Consider the following 16,177-nt stretch of genomic DNA (forward strand, 5'->3'; position numbering starts at 1 on the left):
ACTGCGACCGGGAGGTCGTGGGAGAGTAGGACGCCGCCGGACATTCACACTGTTAAGGGCCACCCCAATGGGGTGGCCCTTAACAATTCCCCCCAGAACTGCTGGCACCGCCAGCGCTGTCGGCTGTCAGCTGCTGCCGACGCCGGCCACGGCTGCCGCGCACCGGGCGTTGTCCCGCGGCCGTTGTGCACGGCTGTTGTCCGCGGCCGGCGCGTACGGTGACTGGTGTGCGGTCGCTGGCGCTCGCGCTGGCTGCTGTCCGCTGCCGATGTCCACGGCGTTGTCCCCACGCTCGCTGTCGATGACGGGGGCGCCCGATCGCTGCCGCTTGCGCTGGCTGTTGTCCGCCGCGGCCGCTGTTCACCGGAGCTGCCGCTCGCGCAATCCAGCCGCCGTGCACGGTCTGGCTGGGGCGCCTGAGGCCCCGCACCCAGCCGGCGGGCATTGCCCGGATCGTGTCTACCGCCGGGACGCCCGCTGGCCACGGCGGGATCGCCCGATCGCTGCTGTGCGGGCGCTGCCGCTTGCGCTGGCGTACTGTGCGGGGCCGCGGCCAGTGTCCGACGGTCTGCTGATCCGCTTGATGCAGCAGGTCGATCGTCCCAGCGAGCACAAGACACAGCACCGCGCGGCATAGAGCAGAACGGCATAGTGCGGCGCAGAGCGTCGCGGCTGGACGACGCGGCTCGTTACCGCAGTGCGAGAACCTGGGGCCAAGCCCCGGTCATGAAGGCGTCGAGCTCCGCCATCCTTCGTAACGAGACGACGCGGGCGAGTCGACTGGAACTGTTCCGCCAGCAGGAACTAGCCGACGGCGGGCTGGTAGAGCGAACTTGTGGCTTTCAGCGTGGGTACTGGTGGGGTCGGCCGACCCTGCCAGGCGTGCGCGCCGCTTGGGCGCCTCACCCGTACGTCGTCGCTACACGCCCTGACCGCCACTGCCGGCGCGAGCCCATGGCCCAAGCAGCGCTCCCCGGCGCGGACAAACGCCATGGCCCTGCACAGTAACGGCTGGCTCATCGCGGCGGAACCTGACGCCGTGCGGTTCGGGAGAGATCGATTCCTTTGTGTGGTAACGGCGGTCTACATGAGAGAGGCGGGCCCGCGGGACGGGTCGATCTCTCTCATGTACGACGAGCAAGAAAGGCTGATCGCCAATGAGCGTTCCCGCGACTATGCGCGCGCTGCAGCAGACTTCCCTCAACGGACCGCAGGACATGCGCTTGATCACCGGCGCGGTGGTCCCTGGCCCCGGGGAGGGGGAGGTCCTGATCCGCGTTGCCGCCGCTGGCGTCAACTTTGCCGACATCTCGAAGGCACGCGGGACGTTCCTGGACGGGCCCCGGCCACCGTACCTGGCCGGGTTCGAGGCGGCAGGCGAGATCGTCGCGGTGGGCGAGGCGGTGACCGGTCTGCAATTGGGAGACCGCGTCGTCGGCGTCGGAAATGGTGCTTTCGCCGAGTACATGGTTCTGCCCGCGGCCGCGGCGATGCCGGTGCCGAGCGGCTGGACGGAACAGGAGGCGTTGGGGCTGGTCGTGAACTGGCCAACCGCGCTGGCCGCACTCAAGCCTCTCGGCGGCATCACTGGAGGGCAGACCGTGCTGATCCACGCCGCGGCGGGCGCGACCGGACAGGCCGCGGTCACGATGGCCAAGCATTACGGTGCGACAGTCATCGCCGCCGCCTCGCCGGGTAAGCACGAGACCGTGGTAGCACTGGGAGCCGACCACGTCCTGGACTCCCTCGGTGGCGACCTCGCTGCCGAGGTGCTGCGGCTGACCGGCGGCGTTGGCGCCGATCTGGTGCTGGAGTCGGCGGGCGGCGCCACCTTCGACGCCAGCCTCGCCGCGGCCAAGCGGGTCACCGGCCGGGTCGTCGTCTACGGACTGGCAGGCGGCGAAGGCTCGATCACCAACTGGGACCTGGTGTACAAGCACCAGGTCCACGTCATCGGCCTCAATATCGGCGTGTTGATCCGGACCGCGCCGCAGATCTTCGGCGAGCTCATGGGTGAGCTGTTCGCGCTCATCGCGGCCGGCGTGCTGACCCCCGGCCGACCCACCGCGTACGACTTGGCCGATGGCCCGAAGGTGATCGCGGAGCTGGAAGCCAGGGCCACCGTCGGCAAATTGGCCCTGCTGCCCTGAGAGCCCCAGGCACCGAGCTGGTGACATCGCACACCGGAGGCTCCCATGACAGGAGTTGAAACAGAATGACCGCGACCGCGGAACCGACCGCCAAGCAGATGGCGCGATTCGTCGTGATGTACGACGTCCCCTCCGACGTCGACGCGTTCGAACGTCACTACAGCGGTGTCCACATCCCGTTGGCGAAACAGTATCCAGGCCTGCGTCGTTACACGCGGAGCCATGAGCCGGCAGCCGTGATCGGCGAGCCTTGCTACATGGTCGTCATGCTGGACTGGAACGACATGGCTGCGCTGCAAGCCGCACTCGGGTCCGAGATCGGCCATCGCATCGCCGTGGATGCCGCGGTGAACCTGGCCCGCTACGCGACCTTCCGCGGCCTGATCCTGCAACTCGATGAGGTCTGATGGCGGACGCCGCCTCTGCGAAAGGGCGCCCGCGGGGTCGATGGTGGCTGAGGCAGGCCTCGGGCTGTCGGCGGCGTCATGTGGACCACGCCCAGACATGTCGCAGTACTAGGGTCGCGGCGTGACATCGCATCTGCGGGCGGCACCGAATCAAGACCGGTTCACCGCCGAGACCGAGCGGTTCCGCCGGGAGTTGTTGGCGCACTGCTACCGCTTGGTCGGCTCGGCGCACGACGCCGAGGACTTGGTGCAGGAGACCTATCTGCGGGCGTGGCGGTCGTACGCCGGATTTGAGGGCCGGGCGTCGATTCGGTCCTGGCTTTACAAGATCGCCACCAACGTCTGCCTGACGGCGTTGGAGCCCCGGCGGATCCGGGTGCTGCCCTCGGGTCTGGCAGGCCCGTACGACGGACCCGATCGTCCGCCGAGTCCCGTTGCGGCGAGCGAGGTCTCGTGGCTGGAACCGTTGCCGGACGCATGGATCGCTCCGCAAGCCGACGATCCGGCCGCGGTCGTGATCGCGCGCGAGTCGCTGCGGTTGGCGCTCATCGCGAGCCTGCAGCACCTGCCCGCCCGCCAGCGCGCGATCCTCATCCTGCGGGAGGTGCTCGCGTTCTCCGCGGCTGAGACCGCGGAGATCCTCGACACCACCACCGCGGCGGTCAAGAGCGGTCTGCAGCGCGCCCGGGCCCGGCTGGGCGAATTGGAGCCCGAGAAGCTGCTCGAACCGACCGATCAACGGGCACGCGCGCTGCTCGACGGCTACATCGCGGCCTTCGAGCGCTCCGATGCCGCCCTGCTGGAACAGGTGCTGCGTACTGACGCCACGCTGGAGGCGACGCCATTCCGCGACTGGCAGTCGGGCCGGACGATGTGCATCCACGTGCTGGGCGCGTACGTGCTGGGCACACCGGGCGACTGGCGGATGATCGCCACCGCCGCCAACGGCCAACCCGCCGCCGTCGTGTATCACCGGGATGCAGATGGTGTGCTCCGAGCCGACGGCGCCGTGGTGCTCGCGGCGACTGTCACCGGCGTCTCCCGCGTGATCAAGTTCCACGATCCCGCGCTAGTCACGACGTTCGGCTTCCCGGACGTGCTCGAGCACTGACCCGCCAGCCCGCAAACGCCCACAGAGGCTGGGGGCAGCCAGCGGTACGGCGCTGTGCCTCGGCGGTGAGGTGGGCCAGCCGGTCACGGCCAGCGCGCGGCGTCCACTGGACCGCTGAGCGATGGTTGACGACCGAGAAGGTGCTCAGGTCTATCGATGGTCAATAGGTGCCGTCGCCTCCAGGAGCTGTTTGCGGTGTGGGGTGTAGGTCCACCAGGGGCGGGCGGGGTTGCCGTTGGCTTGGTCGACAGCGGACATGATGGTGTCGAGGAGGCACGGGTCGTGGCGGCGGTTGTCGATTCGGCACATCGTGTCGTAGAGCTCGACGGGGTCCTGGCCGACCAGTTGGTCGATCCGGGTGATACCTGCGCGTTCGAAGTACGCGGCGACTGACTTTCCGACGTTCATCAGGTCGGTGAGGTTCGAGGTTGTGCTGAGGTGTGGCATGTCTTGATCGTCTCGGAAGCCAGCGGGACCTGTCTTGAAGGATTCGGACGTCGGGGGTTCGTAGGGGTCGGGTATGCAGCGTGCGGTGATGGTGTTGATTGTGGGGTTGCCGGGAGCCGACAAGACCACGATGGCTCGGCGGTTGGAGGAGGAGCGGGCGGGGATTCGGTTTACGCCGGACGAGTGGATGGAGCCGCTGTTCGGCGTGGGTGACGACGGCGGGCGCCGATGGGTTTTCGGGTCGCAGTTGCTCTGGGGTGTCGCCGCACGTGCGTTGTCGCTGGGGGTGAACGTGGTTCTGGACTATGGATGCTGGTCCGAGACCGAGCGGGATCTGTTCCGGAACCGGACGCACGAACTCGGTGCGCGTGCGGAGATCGTCGTACTGAATCCGCCGCTGGAAGTGCTGTGGGAGCGGTTGGTGGCGCGCAATGCGGCAATGCCGGAGGGGACGTTTCACATCAGCCGGGAGGCGTACAACTCCAAGTTCCAGGCTCCGGATGCGGCTGAGTTGGCGCGTTGGGATCACCAAGTCGTGGTGATCGACGTACCGGCGGGCTAGCTCTCGGGGGAGATCCCGACGAGCGCGGCGGCGGCGCAGATGTGGACGGGGGTGAGGTCCGCTGGGGCGACCGGAGCCTGGAGAAGGGTGCCGCGTTCGAACGGGGTCAGGTCGATGTCGATGCCGTGAGCACCTGCTACGAGGCCGCGGACGTACGTCAGCCAGCCCATCATCGGGATCCCGCGCCGGAACACGCCGGCCGCGGCGGCTAGCTCGGTGTCGGCGATGCTGGCCCACTCGGGCTCCCAGATTGTCACGACGGCGCGGAGCACCTGGGCGAAGCGCTCGGACTGGGCGAGGGCGTCCTCGTCACTCCAGTGCAGCGTCAGCTGGTCGGAGACGGTGGTAAGAGTCCCGCCCATCGACAGGTCGAACAGCCATGGGAGGTCGCCGGTGCTCTGCAGGTGCAGGCGGGTGGTGCTCGAGCCGTTCGCGAGGACCTTGGTGGTGGCCTCGACCATCTCCTGCAGTGGGGTCGAGGCGTCGGCCTCGAGCACGTGGTAGCCCCACCGCTCGTCCTGAGTCCAGATGTGTACGTCGGGGAACGCCACGGCGACCGCGGTCAGGGTACGGCCGACCCGGAGGGCGCGGTGCTCGACGGACTCGTCTCGGTGGGTCCACTGGGCGCGGAGGAGCCAGGATGCCATTCACGCCCTCCGATCACGAGCCGGCCGGACCTGCGCAGCAGACGGTACGCCGGTGGTCGCACGGTTGGCCAGAGTTCCGCCTACGCGGCGTGAGCAGCCTGGGCGGTTCTCCGGGTATTCCACCGGTCCAGTTTGAAGCACCGACAGGTCGGCGGTCAGCACCGGGGTCCGGTTTTTGCAAATACATGACTGAAGTGGGGTGACGCCTGTGTGGGAGCGCTACCGCAGACGCCCGGGGTTCCAGGCGCCGTGCGATGAGGTCGCAGGTGGTGTCGAGCGGCCCTGAGGTGGTCGTGGGTGGGTTGGTGGGGATGTGAGGTACGCCGTGAGCCGGGAAGCGGATCGCGGTGGGGCCGAGATGGTGCGGTGCTGCCGGCCTGGGCCACGCGGGCGCGGTGAACGGATGGTGGCGTGGTTTGTGGGCGAGAGGTGCCGGTGAGGTGGTCAGCAAGGCGCAGGAGGGGGTCGACGCTGATGTGGTGTGGTCGCCAGGCGGTGGTGTCGCCTGGCGACCGAACCATGCGGGCAGTTGGGGTCAGGCGGCGGGGCGGTTGGGGATGAGGCGGCGGCGTAGGTGGGGCTTGAGGATGGCGGGTGGGTTGTAGGCCATGTCCAGGGTGCCGATATCGGTGCCGGGGGGAACGATCTTGTCGATCTGGTCGAGGAGGTCGTCGGTGAGGGTGACGTCGACGCCGGCCAGGAGGTCGTCGAGTTGCTCCATGGTGCGGGGGCCGATGATCGCGGACGTCACGCCAGGGTGGGTGATCGCGAACGCCATGGCCAGGTGGGTCAGCGGGATCCCGGCGTTCTGGGCGAGGTCGATGAGCTGCTCGACCGCATCCAGGCGGCGCTCGTCGCTCAGGTGCCGGAAGCCGAACTGAGACCGGTGCGTGCTGTTCTGCCGGTTCTTCCGGTAGCGGCCGGTGAGTAGGCCGCCGGCGAGCGGGCTCCAGACCAGGGTGCCCATGCCGTACTCCTCGACAGCGGGCAGGACCTCGCGCTCGATGCCGCGGTTGAGGATCGAGTACGGCGGTTGCTCGGTGCGGAACCGGGTCAGGCCGCGCCGCTCAGCGATCCAGTGGGAACGGACGATGTCCGAGGCGGGCAGTGACGACGTACCGATGGCCCGGACCTTGCCGGCCCGGACCAGGTCGGTGAGCGCGGAGAGCGTCTCCTCGAGGTCGGTGTCGGGATCGGGCTGATGAATCTGGAACAGGTCGACATAGTCGGTGCCGAGGCGGCGCAGTGAGCCTTCGAGGGCACGGATCAGCCAGCGGCGGGACGCACCCGACTGGTTGGGCACGACCGGGGTGGCGCCGCTCGGATCGAAGTTCACCGGGAACCGCGCCTTGGTGGCGAGTACGACGTCTTCGCGGCGGCCCTTGAGCGCCTTGCCGACGATCTCTTCCGACTCGCCGCGGGAGTACATGTCGGCGGTGTCGACGAAGTTGATCCCGGCATCCAGTGCACGGTGGATGATCCGGATCGAGTCGTCGTGGTCGGGGTTGCCGACGGCCCCGAACATCATGGCGCCGAGCGCGTACGGGCTGACCTGGATTCCGGTCCGGCCCAGGGTGCGATACCGCATATCTGTTCTCCTGAGGTTGTGGTCGACGGGTACTACGCCTGAGCTACTGCTCGCTCAGGTCGGAGACGCGAACCCGGTCCGAAGGGGGTTGTTTCTGGGGCATGCCGCCAGTCTGCTCGGAGTCGTCCGGACTCTGAATAGTTGTCAGTCCGTATTTCTTGCGCGAGAGTACGGATATGGCCACTGATCAGCTGTCCGAGGTGTTCGACCTCGTCGAGGTTCGCGGGGTGATGTCGGGCGGCTTCGCGATGCGCGGCCCGTGGGTGACCCGCACCGCCTTCAGCGAACCGCTGAAGTTCATCGCGATGGTGTGGGGCCGGGCCCGGCTGACCACCGATGGCATCGACGAGCGGATCGAGCTCGAACCGGGCGACGTCGCGATCCTGAACAATCGGTCGTGGCTGGAGCTCGAAGGCGGCGCCGGCGACGGACCGCGTCGCGAGATCGTGCCCGAGCGAGGCTTTCCGTCCCCTCCGCTCATCGGTGCCGACAGCGAGACCGACGACATCGTCATCGGCGGCCGGATCGAGCTCAACCCGGCCGGCCAGGCACTGCTGCTGCAGGCACTGCCGCCGGTGGGACATGTCCGGGGTTCGGCTGCCACGGCGGCCAACCTGCGCGGGAGTCTGCACCGGCTGTACGACGAGGTCACTGCGAACCGACTGGGTTCCGCGTTCGCGATCCGCCAGCACAGTCAGCTCGTGCTGCTCGAAGTGCTGCGCGCGTACATCGACCAAGCCGATTTGCCGCCGGGATGGCTACGCGTGCTGGCCGACGAGAGGCTTCGGCCGGCGCTCAGCCTCATGCATGCGGAACCTGGAAAGCCGTGGGGTCTGGAGGAACTCGCACGTGCCGCGGCGATGTCGCGTACGTCGTTCGCCGAGCGCTTCCGGACGGTGGCCGGCCTACCGCCGCTGACCTATCTCAACCGGTGGCGGATGGTGCTGGCGCAGCGCGCACTTCGGGACGACGACGTCCGGGTCGGATCGCTGGCCTTCGACCTGGGATACGCGTCGGAGAGTGCGTTCAGCACCGCGTTCAAACGAGAGGTGGGCGAGTCGCCGTTGCGGTACCGGCACCGCGTGCAGGGCGAGATGTCCGCCACGCCCGCGGAAGCGGCGAGTGGGCTCTAGGGGGTGAGAGTCGGGGTCGGGAGGTCGAGGGTGGGGGTCGGGCCTCGGTAGGACTCGAGCCAGGTGCGGAGAAGTTCAACTCGGTCGGCGTACTCCTCGTTGCCCTTGACGACCGGGGCCTGGTTGTACGGCATGGTGTCGGAGCTGCGGCGGAGCTTGACGTACAGGCGGGACGAGGCCAGGGCGTACCGCTCCATGTCGTCCTGCAGGGCGCCGATGACGGTGATGTTGCGGTCGCGGCCGATCTGCTCGAACAGGGCGACGGCTTCGCGGCGGTGCTGCGAACCCAGGTTGCGGCCCAGCTCGTCGAGGATCAGCAGCAGCGGTCGGTCCGAGCCGCCGGCGAGGGCCGCGGCGCAGACCAGCTTGACCGCCTTCTCGTCCATCTGGGCGGTGTTGCCCTTCACGTTGAACGCGGAGAACGGCCCGCCCTCCGAACGCCGCCACTTCGGCGTGACCGTCCAGCGCCACGGCTTGTCGGGCTCGGCCGGCGGGTCGGGTTCGGGGAACTCGAGCTTCGCGCCGTAGCCGCCGTACTGCTGATCGAGGCGGTCGAACTCCTGCGACACCAGGCGGAGTCGCGCTTTGATGCCGTCGGCAAGGGATGCGCGGTGGGCGCGGGCCGTGCTCTCGGCCTCGGCGAGTCCTTCGCGGGCGCGTTCGAGGGCCGCGTTGCGTTCGGCGCGCTGGCTGGCGATCTGCTGTTGTTGCAGGCGGTCGAAGGTCTCGTGTTGCGCGAGGTGGCTGCTCAGCGTCCGATGCAGAGCCGGGACCAGGCCGACGCGGGCGCCGAGTGTGCCGTTCGTCCAGCCGTCCGGGCCGTTCAGGATCTCCCACAGTTCGGTCGGGATCTCCTCGCGCGATCGGGCGTTCGGAAAGCAGCGGCGGATGACGTCGTCGAGTTGCGTACAGGCCTGGTGGTTCCAGTCGGCCGTCGTACGGCGCTGGGCGTCATCCGGCAACCCGAGGATGAACTCCTCGGCCTCCGCCGGCGTGGATCCCCAGGCGGTGGTCCGCCCGGTCAGGTCGAGGGAGGTTTGCTCTTCGAGGAGAGCAAGCCGTCGGGCGGTCAGGTCGTCGAGGAGCCGTTCGTGATCGCGACGGGTCGCCTCGAGGTTCTTGAGCCGTTCGTCGCGGACGAGTTGCTGGCCGGCCGCGGCCTCGGCGGACTCCTTTGCGGCCTGGAGTTGCGGCGCGAGCGAATCGCGGTCGGACTCGTGCCGGTCGATGGTTTCGCGCAGCGCGAGGATCTGCTCCTGCACCGATTCGGCGTCGGCGAGCGCGCGGGCGGCCGCCGTACGACGCTCTGCCTGCTCGACTCGGGCACGCGCCTGGTCGAGGGCCGCGGAGGCGACGGAACGGGCCTCGACCGCAGCTTCGAGCCGACGGCGGGCCGCCTCGATTCGCGCCGTCCGGCCGGTCAACGGCTCGTCGAACTGGCCAACCGCCACAACTCCGGCGACGTCGTCGATGTTCTCCTTGGTCGCACGTTCACCCAGCGACGCGAAGAAGGCATCCAGCTTGAAACGCTTGTCGGCGGATTTCGGCCCGCCTCGCCCACTCTTGCGCTCACCCGGCCGATTCGCGAGCACCAGCAGGAACCCGGCGTACCCAGCATCCGCCAACGCTGATGACGCGACCGCGGCGTCGCCGAAGTCGATGACGACGGCTTCCCGGTACGGCGCGAGTCGCGGCTCCCACTCGGGACGCTCCGAAGCCGACAACTCGGTGATGTCGGTCAGCGCGCCGCACTCGATGCCCGCGTTCTCCAACACCTGTTGCTGAGGCGCCGACACTGTCTGACCGCTCTCGGCCTCACGCAGCTCGGCGGTCGCGAAATCGACCGCGGACCGGGCGGCGTGGTCGCGCCCGATGTGCTCCTCGAGTACGGCGCGAGCCTCATCCTGCTCCGCGGCGGCCGCGGCGAGATCGCGACCGTCCGCCGAACGTCCCGCGTCCAGCAGGCGCCGGTGCTCCTGCCCGAGTCGTTCGAGTTGCTCGCGCACCGAACGCTGCGCCAGGTCGAGCTCGCGGTCCCGTGCGTCCAGCTTGTCCCGCTCCTGGCGGGTCAGCTGGACGTCCCGGAGCAGGACCTCCTCGTTGCCAAAGGCATCGATCTCGGTGTCGACCGCTTCACGTCGCGCCTCCTGCTCGGCGACGCGCTCATCGAGTACGGCGAGTTCCTGCAGGATCTCGCTGTTCCGCGCGTCGCCGTCGATCAGGTGCCGCGCGCAGCGCGCCTGCCAGGACTCCTTCGCGGCGGCCAGCGCCTCCCGGGCCGCGGCGCGCTGCAGGATGCCGGCCTCGACCGCCGCCATCTCCTGCTCCCACCGCTGCAGGTCGGCCGTCGCCTGTTTGGTCGCCTCGCGCTGGGTGTGCTCGGCGGACCGGTGCGCCTGCTCCTGCTCGAGCTCGTGGTCGAGACCGGTGAGCGTCGCGATCGCGTTGAAGATCCGCGCCGGGCCGAGCTCGTTCAGCGGCTCGGCCAGCAGGTTCGCGGTCGGGCTCGACCGGACCGACGTCGACAGGAACGAGACGCACCGCACCTGGCCGCCGTACAGAACCGTGGACAGCTTGTTCGCGTGGAAGTCTGTGCGGCCGTTCGAGTGCGGCAGCGCCGACCAGAGCGCGTCGGCTCCCGCGGCACGCTCGGCCTCGGTCGCGCCGTATGGGACGTGCAGGCCGTTCTTCCAGCGCAGGTCGATGTACGACGCCTTGCGGTTGATCCGGATCCACACGGTGATCGCGGCCGCCTCGATCTCGGCCAGGTCGGTGAGCTCGGGATCGGAGAAGACGCCGATGATGTAGCCGCGGTCGACGTTCGACCAGTTGCCCTCCTGACCGGCGGCCTCGGCAGTGAACAGCAACTCCGACGCGCCGGGCGCACCACTGGTCAGGCGCCACTGGTCGTCGGCGTGGAGCAGGCTTAGCGCCGCGATCCAGGAGGACTTGCCCGCGCCGTTCGAGTCGGTCGGGCCCTGGCCGGCGACCGTGACGAGCCCCTGGCCGACCATCGGGATCGGGTGCGTCGACAGGCGGGACAAGTCCACAACCTGAACGCCGAGCAGCACTTTCGACCCGAGGATGTCGAACGGACCGTCTTCCACCGGAGTGCTCATCCATGTCCTCGCTTCGCTCCGGGCGCGGATGAGGCACAACACGCGCTGTGCTTGTCGATGACCTCGCTCATGCGTGTCCTCCCGTGGTGTCGTTCGCTGTACGCCGCTCAGCCGCGTGCTCGGTCGCTGTCGCGCCATCCGTGAGAGCGCCCGCCGTCGTGCCGGCAGGCGGACCGTCGCCGGTCGTGCCTTCCGGGGAGCCGGCCGCCGACGGGCCGGAAACCTTGCTCTCGTCGCGTGGTTGGGCTGCGTCGCCAGGTGGGTTGGGGGCTTGGGGCGTTTCGGCCGTCGTGGTCCAGGTGCCGTTGCGGGCTCGGATGGCTTCTGCGATGGGGCTGGCCGGAGCTGCGGCCAGGATGAGTTGGTCCTGCAGGCGGCGGCGTGCTGCCGGGGTGAGCCGTTGGAGCTGTGGGCCGGGGATGTAGCTCGGCCCGCCCGAGTGATCACCCGACAGTTGGATCAGCCCGGCTGCGCGCAGGCGCTGCAGGGCGAGGCGACGTTCCTCGCCGCTGATCCTGGTGGTGCGTAGCTCGTCGACCGTGGTCGGGCGGGCCGACTTCCAGCTGTCGCCGGTCAGGATCCCCTCGCTGCGCGGAATCGCGACCGAATGGATCAGCACGAGAACGAGCACCGCGCGGTCGACGACCGACAGCGGTTGCCAGCCTTGCGCGGCTAGAGCCGCGGCGATGTCGTCTGCATAACCGGATGTCCAGTGCGTGCCGTCGACGTGGACCAGGGTCCGCCCGATGAGCTTCAGCATTCGCGAAACATGTCGACGTAGGGTCACGTCGCGCAGTCCGGCCAACTGCACCTCGGCCACCGGGTGAGCGGCGTACGACACCGCGCTGAAGGCAGCCAGCACCTCATCACGCGCCCGATCGCTCAAGTCCTGCAGCAGCGGATCGAACAACGCATGCTGCTCAGTCATCCGCCACCGCCGTACGACGTCCGCCCGGAGGCTCGGCGGCGGCAGGTAGCGGAGGTTTGGCGTCGGACAAACCGGTGTCGTCGGATGCGCCGGTGTCATCGGATGCAGGTAATGGATCGGGGTCGGCCTCCTGGGGCGGAGTGCTGCTGAGGACCGCCGCGGGTGGGTCGGGCAGGTGACGGCAGAGGTCTCGGAGGGTGGCCAGATCGGCAGAGTTCCACGTGATGACGCGTGGGCCGAGGCGGACTTCGCCGGCCTTCTCGTTCCAGAGCAGCCAGTGGGTGGCGTGCAGGCGACGCAGACTCCCGATGATTAGCGTCAGATCGCTCGACTGCTCGGGTCGTCCACGCATCCCGGCGTACACGGATCTGACCTGGGCGAGTGTGCCGACGGAGCCGGGCCACGCCGGTCCGCTGCGATCCGTCCAGCAGCACGCGACGCAGATCGACAGGACACGCGCGGTCTCGTTCGGCTGCTCGACGGCGACCGGGGGAGTGTCCAACTCCTCGAGCACGGTATGGCCGGCGCCGGACGGCAACGTCGGCACCAGCCACACCGTCGAGCCATCCGGCGATGCGGCACGCGTGAGCCCGGCCACGGCAGGCGTATCCGGCGCAACCTCCAGTGGGCCCGCAGACTGCACCTTCGCCCACCACAACGCGTTGTAAAGCCGCCGCTCGACGGCCTCCGAAGACGGCGTACTCATCGTGTCACCCGCCTGAACACGCCTTCGGTCGCCCACGGCGTCCCGGCGGTCGGGTCGATCCGCATCCCGTCCGACCACACCAGCTCGTACTCGAGCTCGTCATGCAGATGCGCCGCCGTCAGCTCGGCCAGCACGCGCCGCGCCGTGACCCAGTCGCCGGCCTCGTCGACCACCTCGACGATGTCGACAGATGGGCGCCCGGCGAGCACTCGCTCGGCCTCGGCCCGCAACTCCTCGCGATCCGTCGCGGCTGCCGACTCCGGCGCGACCACGTCATCCGTCGGCCGCGGCGGCGCCATCCGTGCGGTCCCGGTCCGGCGACCGGTCTCGACCGCTTCCACCATGGTCTGGGGTGAGAAGTCCGGCGCGGCCGCGTCGAACAGCAGCCCGTCGAGCACGCTCGCCAGTACGTCGGGCTCGCTGCTCCGTGTGAACGTCAGCCACGTCTCGATCGGCAGTAGTCCGAGTGCGCGCGTCGTACCGGCTCGCTCCACCAGGCGCCCGGCGGCGAGCTGCACCGCGTCCGCGTAGGCGGCCAGTGCCATCCGTAGCGACGTACAGGCGCGATGTAGGGAAGGCCAGCGGTCGAGGACGATCCGGTGGACCTTCTCCGCCTGCTCGATCAGCCGCTCGTTACCCCAGGCGAGTTGTGCGTTCTCGCGCAGTTGGGCGGTCGTGCTGGTCGAGACGAGGATCGCGAGCTCGTTGCCCAGGAGCCGGAACACCTTGGTCAGCCGCTCGGTCGACGCCAGCCCGTCGCCCTCGGTCGCGCCTGGGTCGCTGACACTGTGCGCTTCCAGCGTGAGCAGCTGGTGCAGCTCCGCCTGGCCGCCCTGCACCGACATCCGGCGGAGGAACATCAGCATCACGTACGGCGCGAAGGCGGCGCGGTGGCGCAGCTCGTTGGGTCGATCGACGAGCTTGGTGATGGCGCCGTACTGCCGGAGCACCTCGAAGCGGCGCACGATCACGTCGTGTGGATAGGCCCGGCAGGCGAGAGTCGCCTGCTCGACCGTGAGGCCGTCGCTGCCGGCCTCGGCGAACGCGTCCAGGATCGCCTGGTCCACGTCGAGGAGCTCCGGGTCGACGATCATCGCGCCGGCCTCGCGGGCGAGCACCGCAAACACCTGACGGTAGACGCGCAGTACGGCCGCCTCGGCCTCGGCGTCCAGCAATGTCGCGTCCATCGGTACTCCCTCCCGTGTGATAGCAGCCGGCTACCAGAGAAGGGACTCTAACCACCCGCGCCGACAGACCAAAACCCGGCTCAGCCGACCTGTGGACAACTGCAAAGTGGTGCTGGGGTGGCTTGCGCCGACAGACCAAGGCGGGCTTTGAAGGACGGGGGGTGGAAAACGGGGTGACTGGTTGGGTGCGGGTGCCTAGCATCCGTTGGGTGAAGAGAATCCTTGGTTGATGCGGTCCAGGTAGACCGCGTCCAGACCACGGCGCCTTCGGGCGTTCGCCACGCCGGCGCGGACCCACCACAGGGTCCCCGGCGCGCTTGCTGATTCTCTCCTTCCGGAGCTTGCACATGACCGTGCAGAACGCGCGCCAGATCGGCGCGCAACACCCCCGTGTCCGCGACCTGCTCACTGTCCGCAAGGACGGCGCACCCGGGCGGATCATGATCGAGGGCAGCTGGGAACACGACCGCCTGCTCGCCACCAAGACCCCGATCGAGACCTTCTTCTGGTGCCCTGAGGCCGGTACGACGTACGCCGCTGAGCGGATCGCCGAACGCGCCGCCGAGGTCTACCGCATCTCGGAGAAGCTGCTCACCCGGCTGGCCCGAAAGACCCGGTCCGACGGCTTGATCTCGGTCGTCCGGCTGCCTGTCTGGCGACCGGAGACGTTCCGGTTCACCAACTCGTCGCTGGTCCTGGTGGCCGACGGAGTCGAGTACGCCGGCAACCTCGGCACCCTGATCCGTACCGTCGACGCGGCCAACGCCGACTGCCTCGTCCTGACCAGGAGGCAGGCGCGGCCGAGCCACCCGGCGGTGTACTCCGCCAGCCGCGGCACCATCTTGTCGACTCCGGTGCTCGAGTTCGACGAGATCGCTCACGCGGCCACGTGGTTGCGCGGGCACGGTTTCCGCCTGCACCTCGCCGATCCAGCGGCCACCGGTAGCTACCGCGCTGGTGCGTACGACGGTCCGACCGCTTTCGTCGTCGGCTCGGAAGGCTCCGGATTGTCGAAGGCTTGGCACGAGCAGGAGTGTGAGGCGGTGTCGATCCCGATGCTCGGCCAGGCGGACTCGCTGAACGTCGCGCTGTCGGCGGGCATCCTGCTGTTCGAAGCGCGGGCTCGGAAGGAGGGGTGGTGACCGGCCAGGCAGAATTGCACCGCCACCGAAGACGAGGAGTGAGACGTGCCGTTCGAGCCAGGTGAGGTTGTTGCCCCGGGAGATCCGCGCATCGTCCTGGAGGGCCAGTGGGGCCACCAGCCGGGGGTGGCGATCACCGTCAACTCCGGCTCGCGGATCTCGTTCTCCTTCGCGGGTGAGCGGCTGCAACTGCTCTTCGACACGACCGGCCTCACCGTCGCGCCACACCTGTGGATCACGATCGACGACGGCGAGCCGAAACTGCAACTGGTCGAGCACCCGGTGATCGAGTTGTCCGCACCGGACGGGCGTCACCAGGTCGAGGTCGTGGTCAAGGACGTCAACGAGCACGTCAACCGGTGGAACCCGCCGTTCGAGTGCGCTGTCGTGTTCGCCGGGATGGTGCTGGACGTGAACAGCCGGCTGCGGCTGAGCGGCCGTCCGGGCGGCCCGCGGCTCGAGTTCTACGGTGACTCGATCACGCAGGGCGTTCTTGCGTTGAGCACCCATCCGGAGTCCGAGGGTGCGGACGGTACGGCGTCGTACGCCTATCTGACCGCGCGCGCATTCGGCGCAACGTCGTACCAGGTCGGCTTCGGGCGCCAGGGCATTCTCCGGCCTGGCAACGGGGACGTGCCGCCGGGGATGGAGTCGTTCGGCTGGAACTTCGCCGGGTCGCCGGCCGAGCGGGTCGAACCGTCCGACGTGGTCGTGATCAACCTCGGCGTGAACGACGAGACGCTGGCCCCGCAGCAGTACGCCGACTTCGTCAGGCGAGTGCGGTCGGCGTACCCGGGGACGACGATCGTGTCGCTGACTCCGTTCAGCGGCAAGCACGCCGATGCGATCAAGTCGGCGGTCAAGTCGCTCGACGACCCCAACGTCGTCCTGGTCGACTCCACCGGCTGGATCACCGAGGCCGACACCACCGACGGTGTCCACCCCTCGGTCCCAGGCCACGCCAAGATCGCCGACCACCTCATCACCGCCCTCGAGACCCACACCTCCCTCCGCCGCCGCTCCTGATCCCGCCAGTGCTTGCCGGGTACG

The 16,177-nt window shown here is 68.9% G+C and carries 14 protein-coding genes; 7 read left to right on the top strand and 7 right to left on the bottom strand.

Annotated features, from left to right (window positions below; all coding sequences use genetic code 11):
- Positions 1 to 1,157: 1,157 nt before the first annotated feature.
- The 3 genes from AB0F43_RS29540 to AB0F43_RS29550 all read left to right on the top strand — a co-directional run bounded on the left by AB0F43_RS29540 (position 1,158) and on the right by AB0F43_RS29550 (position 3,668).
- Complete coding sequence (locus tag AB0F43_RS29540) at positions 1,158 to 2,150, top strand: NADPH:quinone oxidoreductase family protein (RefSeq protein ID WP_360483953.1); 993 nt, start codon at positions 1,158 to 1,160, stop codon at positions 2,148 to 2,150.
- Positions 2,151 to 2,215: 65 nt separating this feature from the next.
- Positions 2,216 to 2,557 carry an EthD family reductase gene (locus tag AB0F43_RS29545; RefSeq protein ID WP_360483956.1) on the top strand — a complete coding sequence of 114 codons (342 nt, stop codon included), beginning with the start codon at positions 2,216 to 2,218 and terminating at the stop codon, positions 2,555 to 2,557.
- A 121-nt stretch (positions 2,558 to 2,678) separates the two neighbouring features.
- Entirely contained in the window at positions 2,679 to 3,668 is a 990-nt protein-coding gene (locus tag AB0F43_RS29550) for an RNA polymerase subunit sigma-70 (RefSeq protein WP_360483959.1), read from the top strand.
- Positions 3,669 to 3,818: 150 nt separating this feature from the next.
- Here AB0F43_RS29550 and AB0F43_RS29555 read toward each other — a convergent pair whose 3' ends face one another.
- Positions 3,819 to 4,115, bottom strand: coding sequence for a helix-hairpin-helix domain-containing protein (locus AB0F43_RS29555; protein WP_360483962.1), 297 nt, complete (start codon positions 4,113 to 4,115; stop codon positions 3,819 to 3,821).
- A gap of 88 nt (positions 4,116 to 4,203) precedes the next feature.
- On the opposite strand from AB0F43_RS29555, the gene AB0F43_RS29560 reads away from it, so the two are divergent.
- Positions 4,204 to 4,677, top strand: coding sequence for an AAA family ATPase (locus tag AB0F43_RS29560; RefSeq protein ID WP_360483965.1), 474 nt, complete (start codon positions 4,204 to 4,206; stop codon positions 4,675 to 4,677).
- Here AB0F43_RS29560 and AB0F43_RS29565 read toward each other — a convergent pair.
- Both AB0F43_RS29565 and AB0F43_RS29570 read right to left on the bottom strand, forming a co-directional pair.
- Positions 4,674 to 5,324, bottom strand: a complete 651-nt coding sequence (locus tag AB0F43_RS29565; protein ID WP_360483968.1) for a hypothetical protein — start codon at positions 5,322 to 5,324, stop codon at positions 4,674 to 4,676. The genes AB0F43_RS29560 and AB0F43_RS29565 overlap by 4 nt on opposite strands.
- A 535-nt stretch (positions 5,325 to 5,859) precedes the next feature.
- Positions 5,860 to 6,912, bottom strand: a complete 1,053-nt coding sequence (locus AB0F43_RS29570) for an aldo/keto reductase (protein WP_360483970.1) — start codon at positions 6,910 to 6,912, stop codon at positions 5,860 to 5,862.
- Positions 6,913 to 7,088: 176 nt separating this feature from the next.
- Between AB0F43_RS29570 and AB0F43_RS29575 the strand changes: the two genes are divergently transcribed.
- Positions 7,089 to 8,045, top strand: coding sequence for an AraC family transcriptional regulator (locus AB0F43_RS29575; protein ID WP_360483973.1), 957 nt, complete (start codon positions 7,089 to 7,091; stop codon positions 8,043 to 8,045).
- Here AB0F43_RS29575 and AB0F43_RS29580 read toward each other — a convergent pair.
- From AB0F43_RS29580 to AB0F43_RS29595, 4 genes are all read right to left on the bottom strand, one after another.
- Positions 8,042 to 11,164: a chromosome segregation ATPase gene (locus tag AB0F43_RS29580; protein ID WP_360483976.1), complete on the bottom strand. Its 3,123-nt coding sequence runs from the start codon at positions 11,162 to 11,164 to the stop codon at positions 8,042 to 8,044. The genes AB0F43_RS29575 and AB0F43_RS29580 overlap by 4 nt on opposite strands.
- Before the next feature lie 67 nt (positions 11,165 to 11,231).
- Entirely contained in the window at positions 11,232 to 12,092 is an 861-nt protein-coding gene (locus tag AB0F43_RS29585; RefSeq protein WP_360483979.1) for a hypothetical protein, read from the bottom strand.
- Positions 12,085 to 12,798 carry a hypothetical protein gene (locus AB0F43_RS29590; protein ID WP_360483982.1) on the bottom strand — a complete coding sequence of 238 codons (714 nt, stop codon included), beginning with the start codon at positions 12,796 to 12,798 and terminating at the stop codon, positions 12,085 to 12,087. The genes AB0F43_RS29585 and AB0F43_RS29590 overlap by 8 nt, the downstream gene beginning before the upstream one ends.
- Positions 12,795 to 13,985, bottom strand: coding sequence for a hypothetical protein (locus AB0F43_RS29595; protein WP_360483985.1), 1,191 nt, complete (start codon positions 13,983 to 13,985; stop codon positions 12,795 to 12,797). Before AB0F43_RS29595 ends, AB0F43_RS29590 begins: the two co-directional genes overlap by 4 nt.
- A gap of 347 nt (positions 13,986 to 14,332) precedes the next feature.
- On the opposite strand from AB0F43_RS29595, the gene AB0F43_RS29600 reads away from it, so the two are divergent.
- Positions 14,333 to 15,127 carry a TrmH family RNA methyltransferase gene (locus tag AB0F43_RS29600; protein ID WP_360483987.1) on the top strand — a complete coding sequence of 265 codons (795 nt, stop codon included), beginning with the start codon at positions 14,333 to 14,335 and terminating at the stop codon, positions 15,125 to 15,127.
- A gap of 45 nt (positions 15,128 to 15,172) precedes the next feature.
- A complete protein-coding gene (locus tag AB0F43_RS29605; RefSeq protein WP_360483990.1) occupies positions 15,173 to 16,153 on the top strand; it encodes a GDSL-type esterase/lipase family protein in 981 nt (326 codons plus the stop codon).
- Positions 16,154 to 16,177 lie beyond the last annotated feature (24 nt).

Source organism: Kribbella sp. NPDC023972 (genome assembly GCF_040639075.1).
Lineage (GTDB): Bacteria > Actinomycetota > Actinomycetes > Propionibacteriales > Kribbellaceae > Kribbella.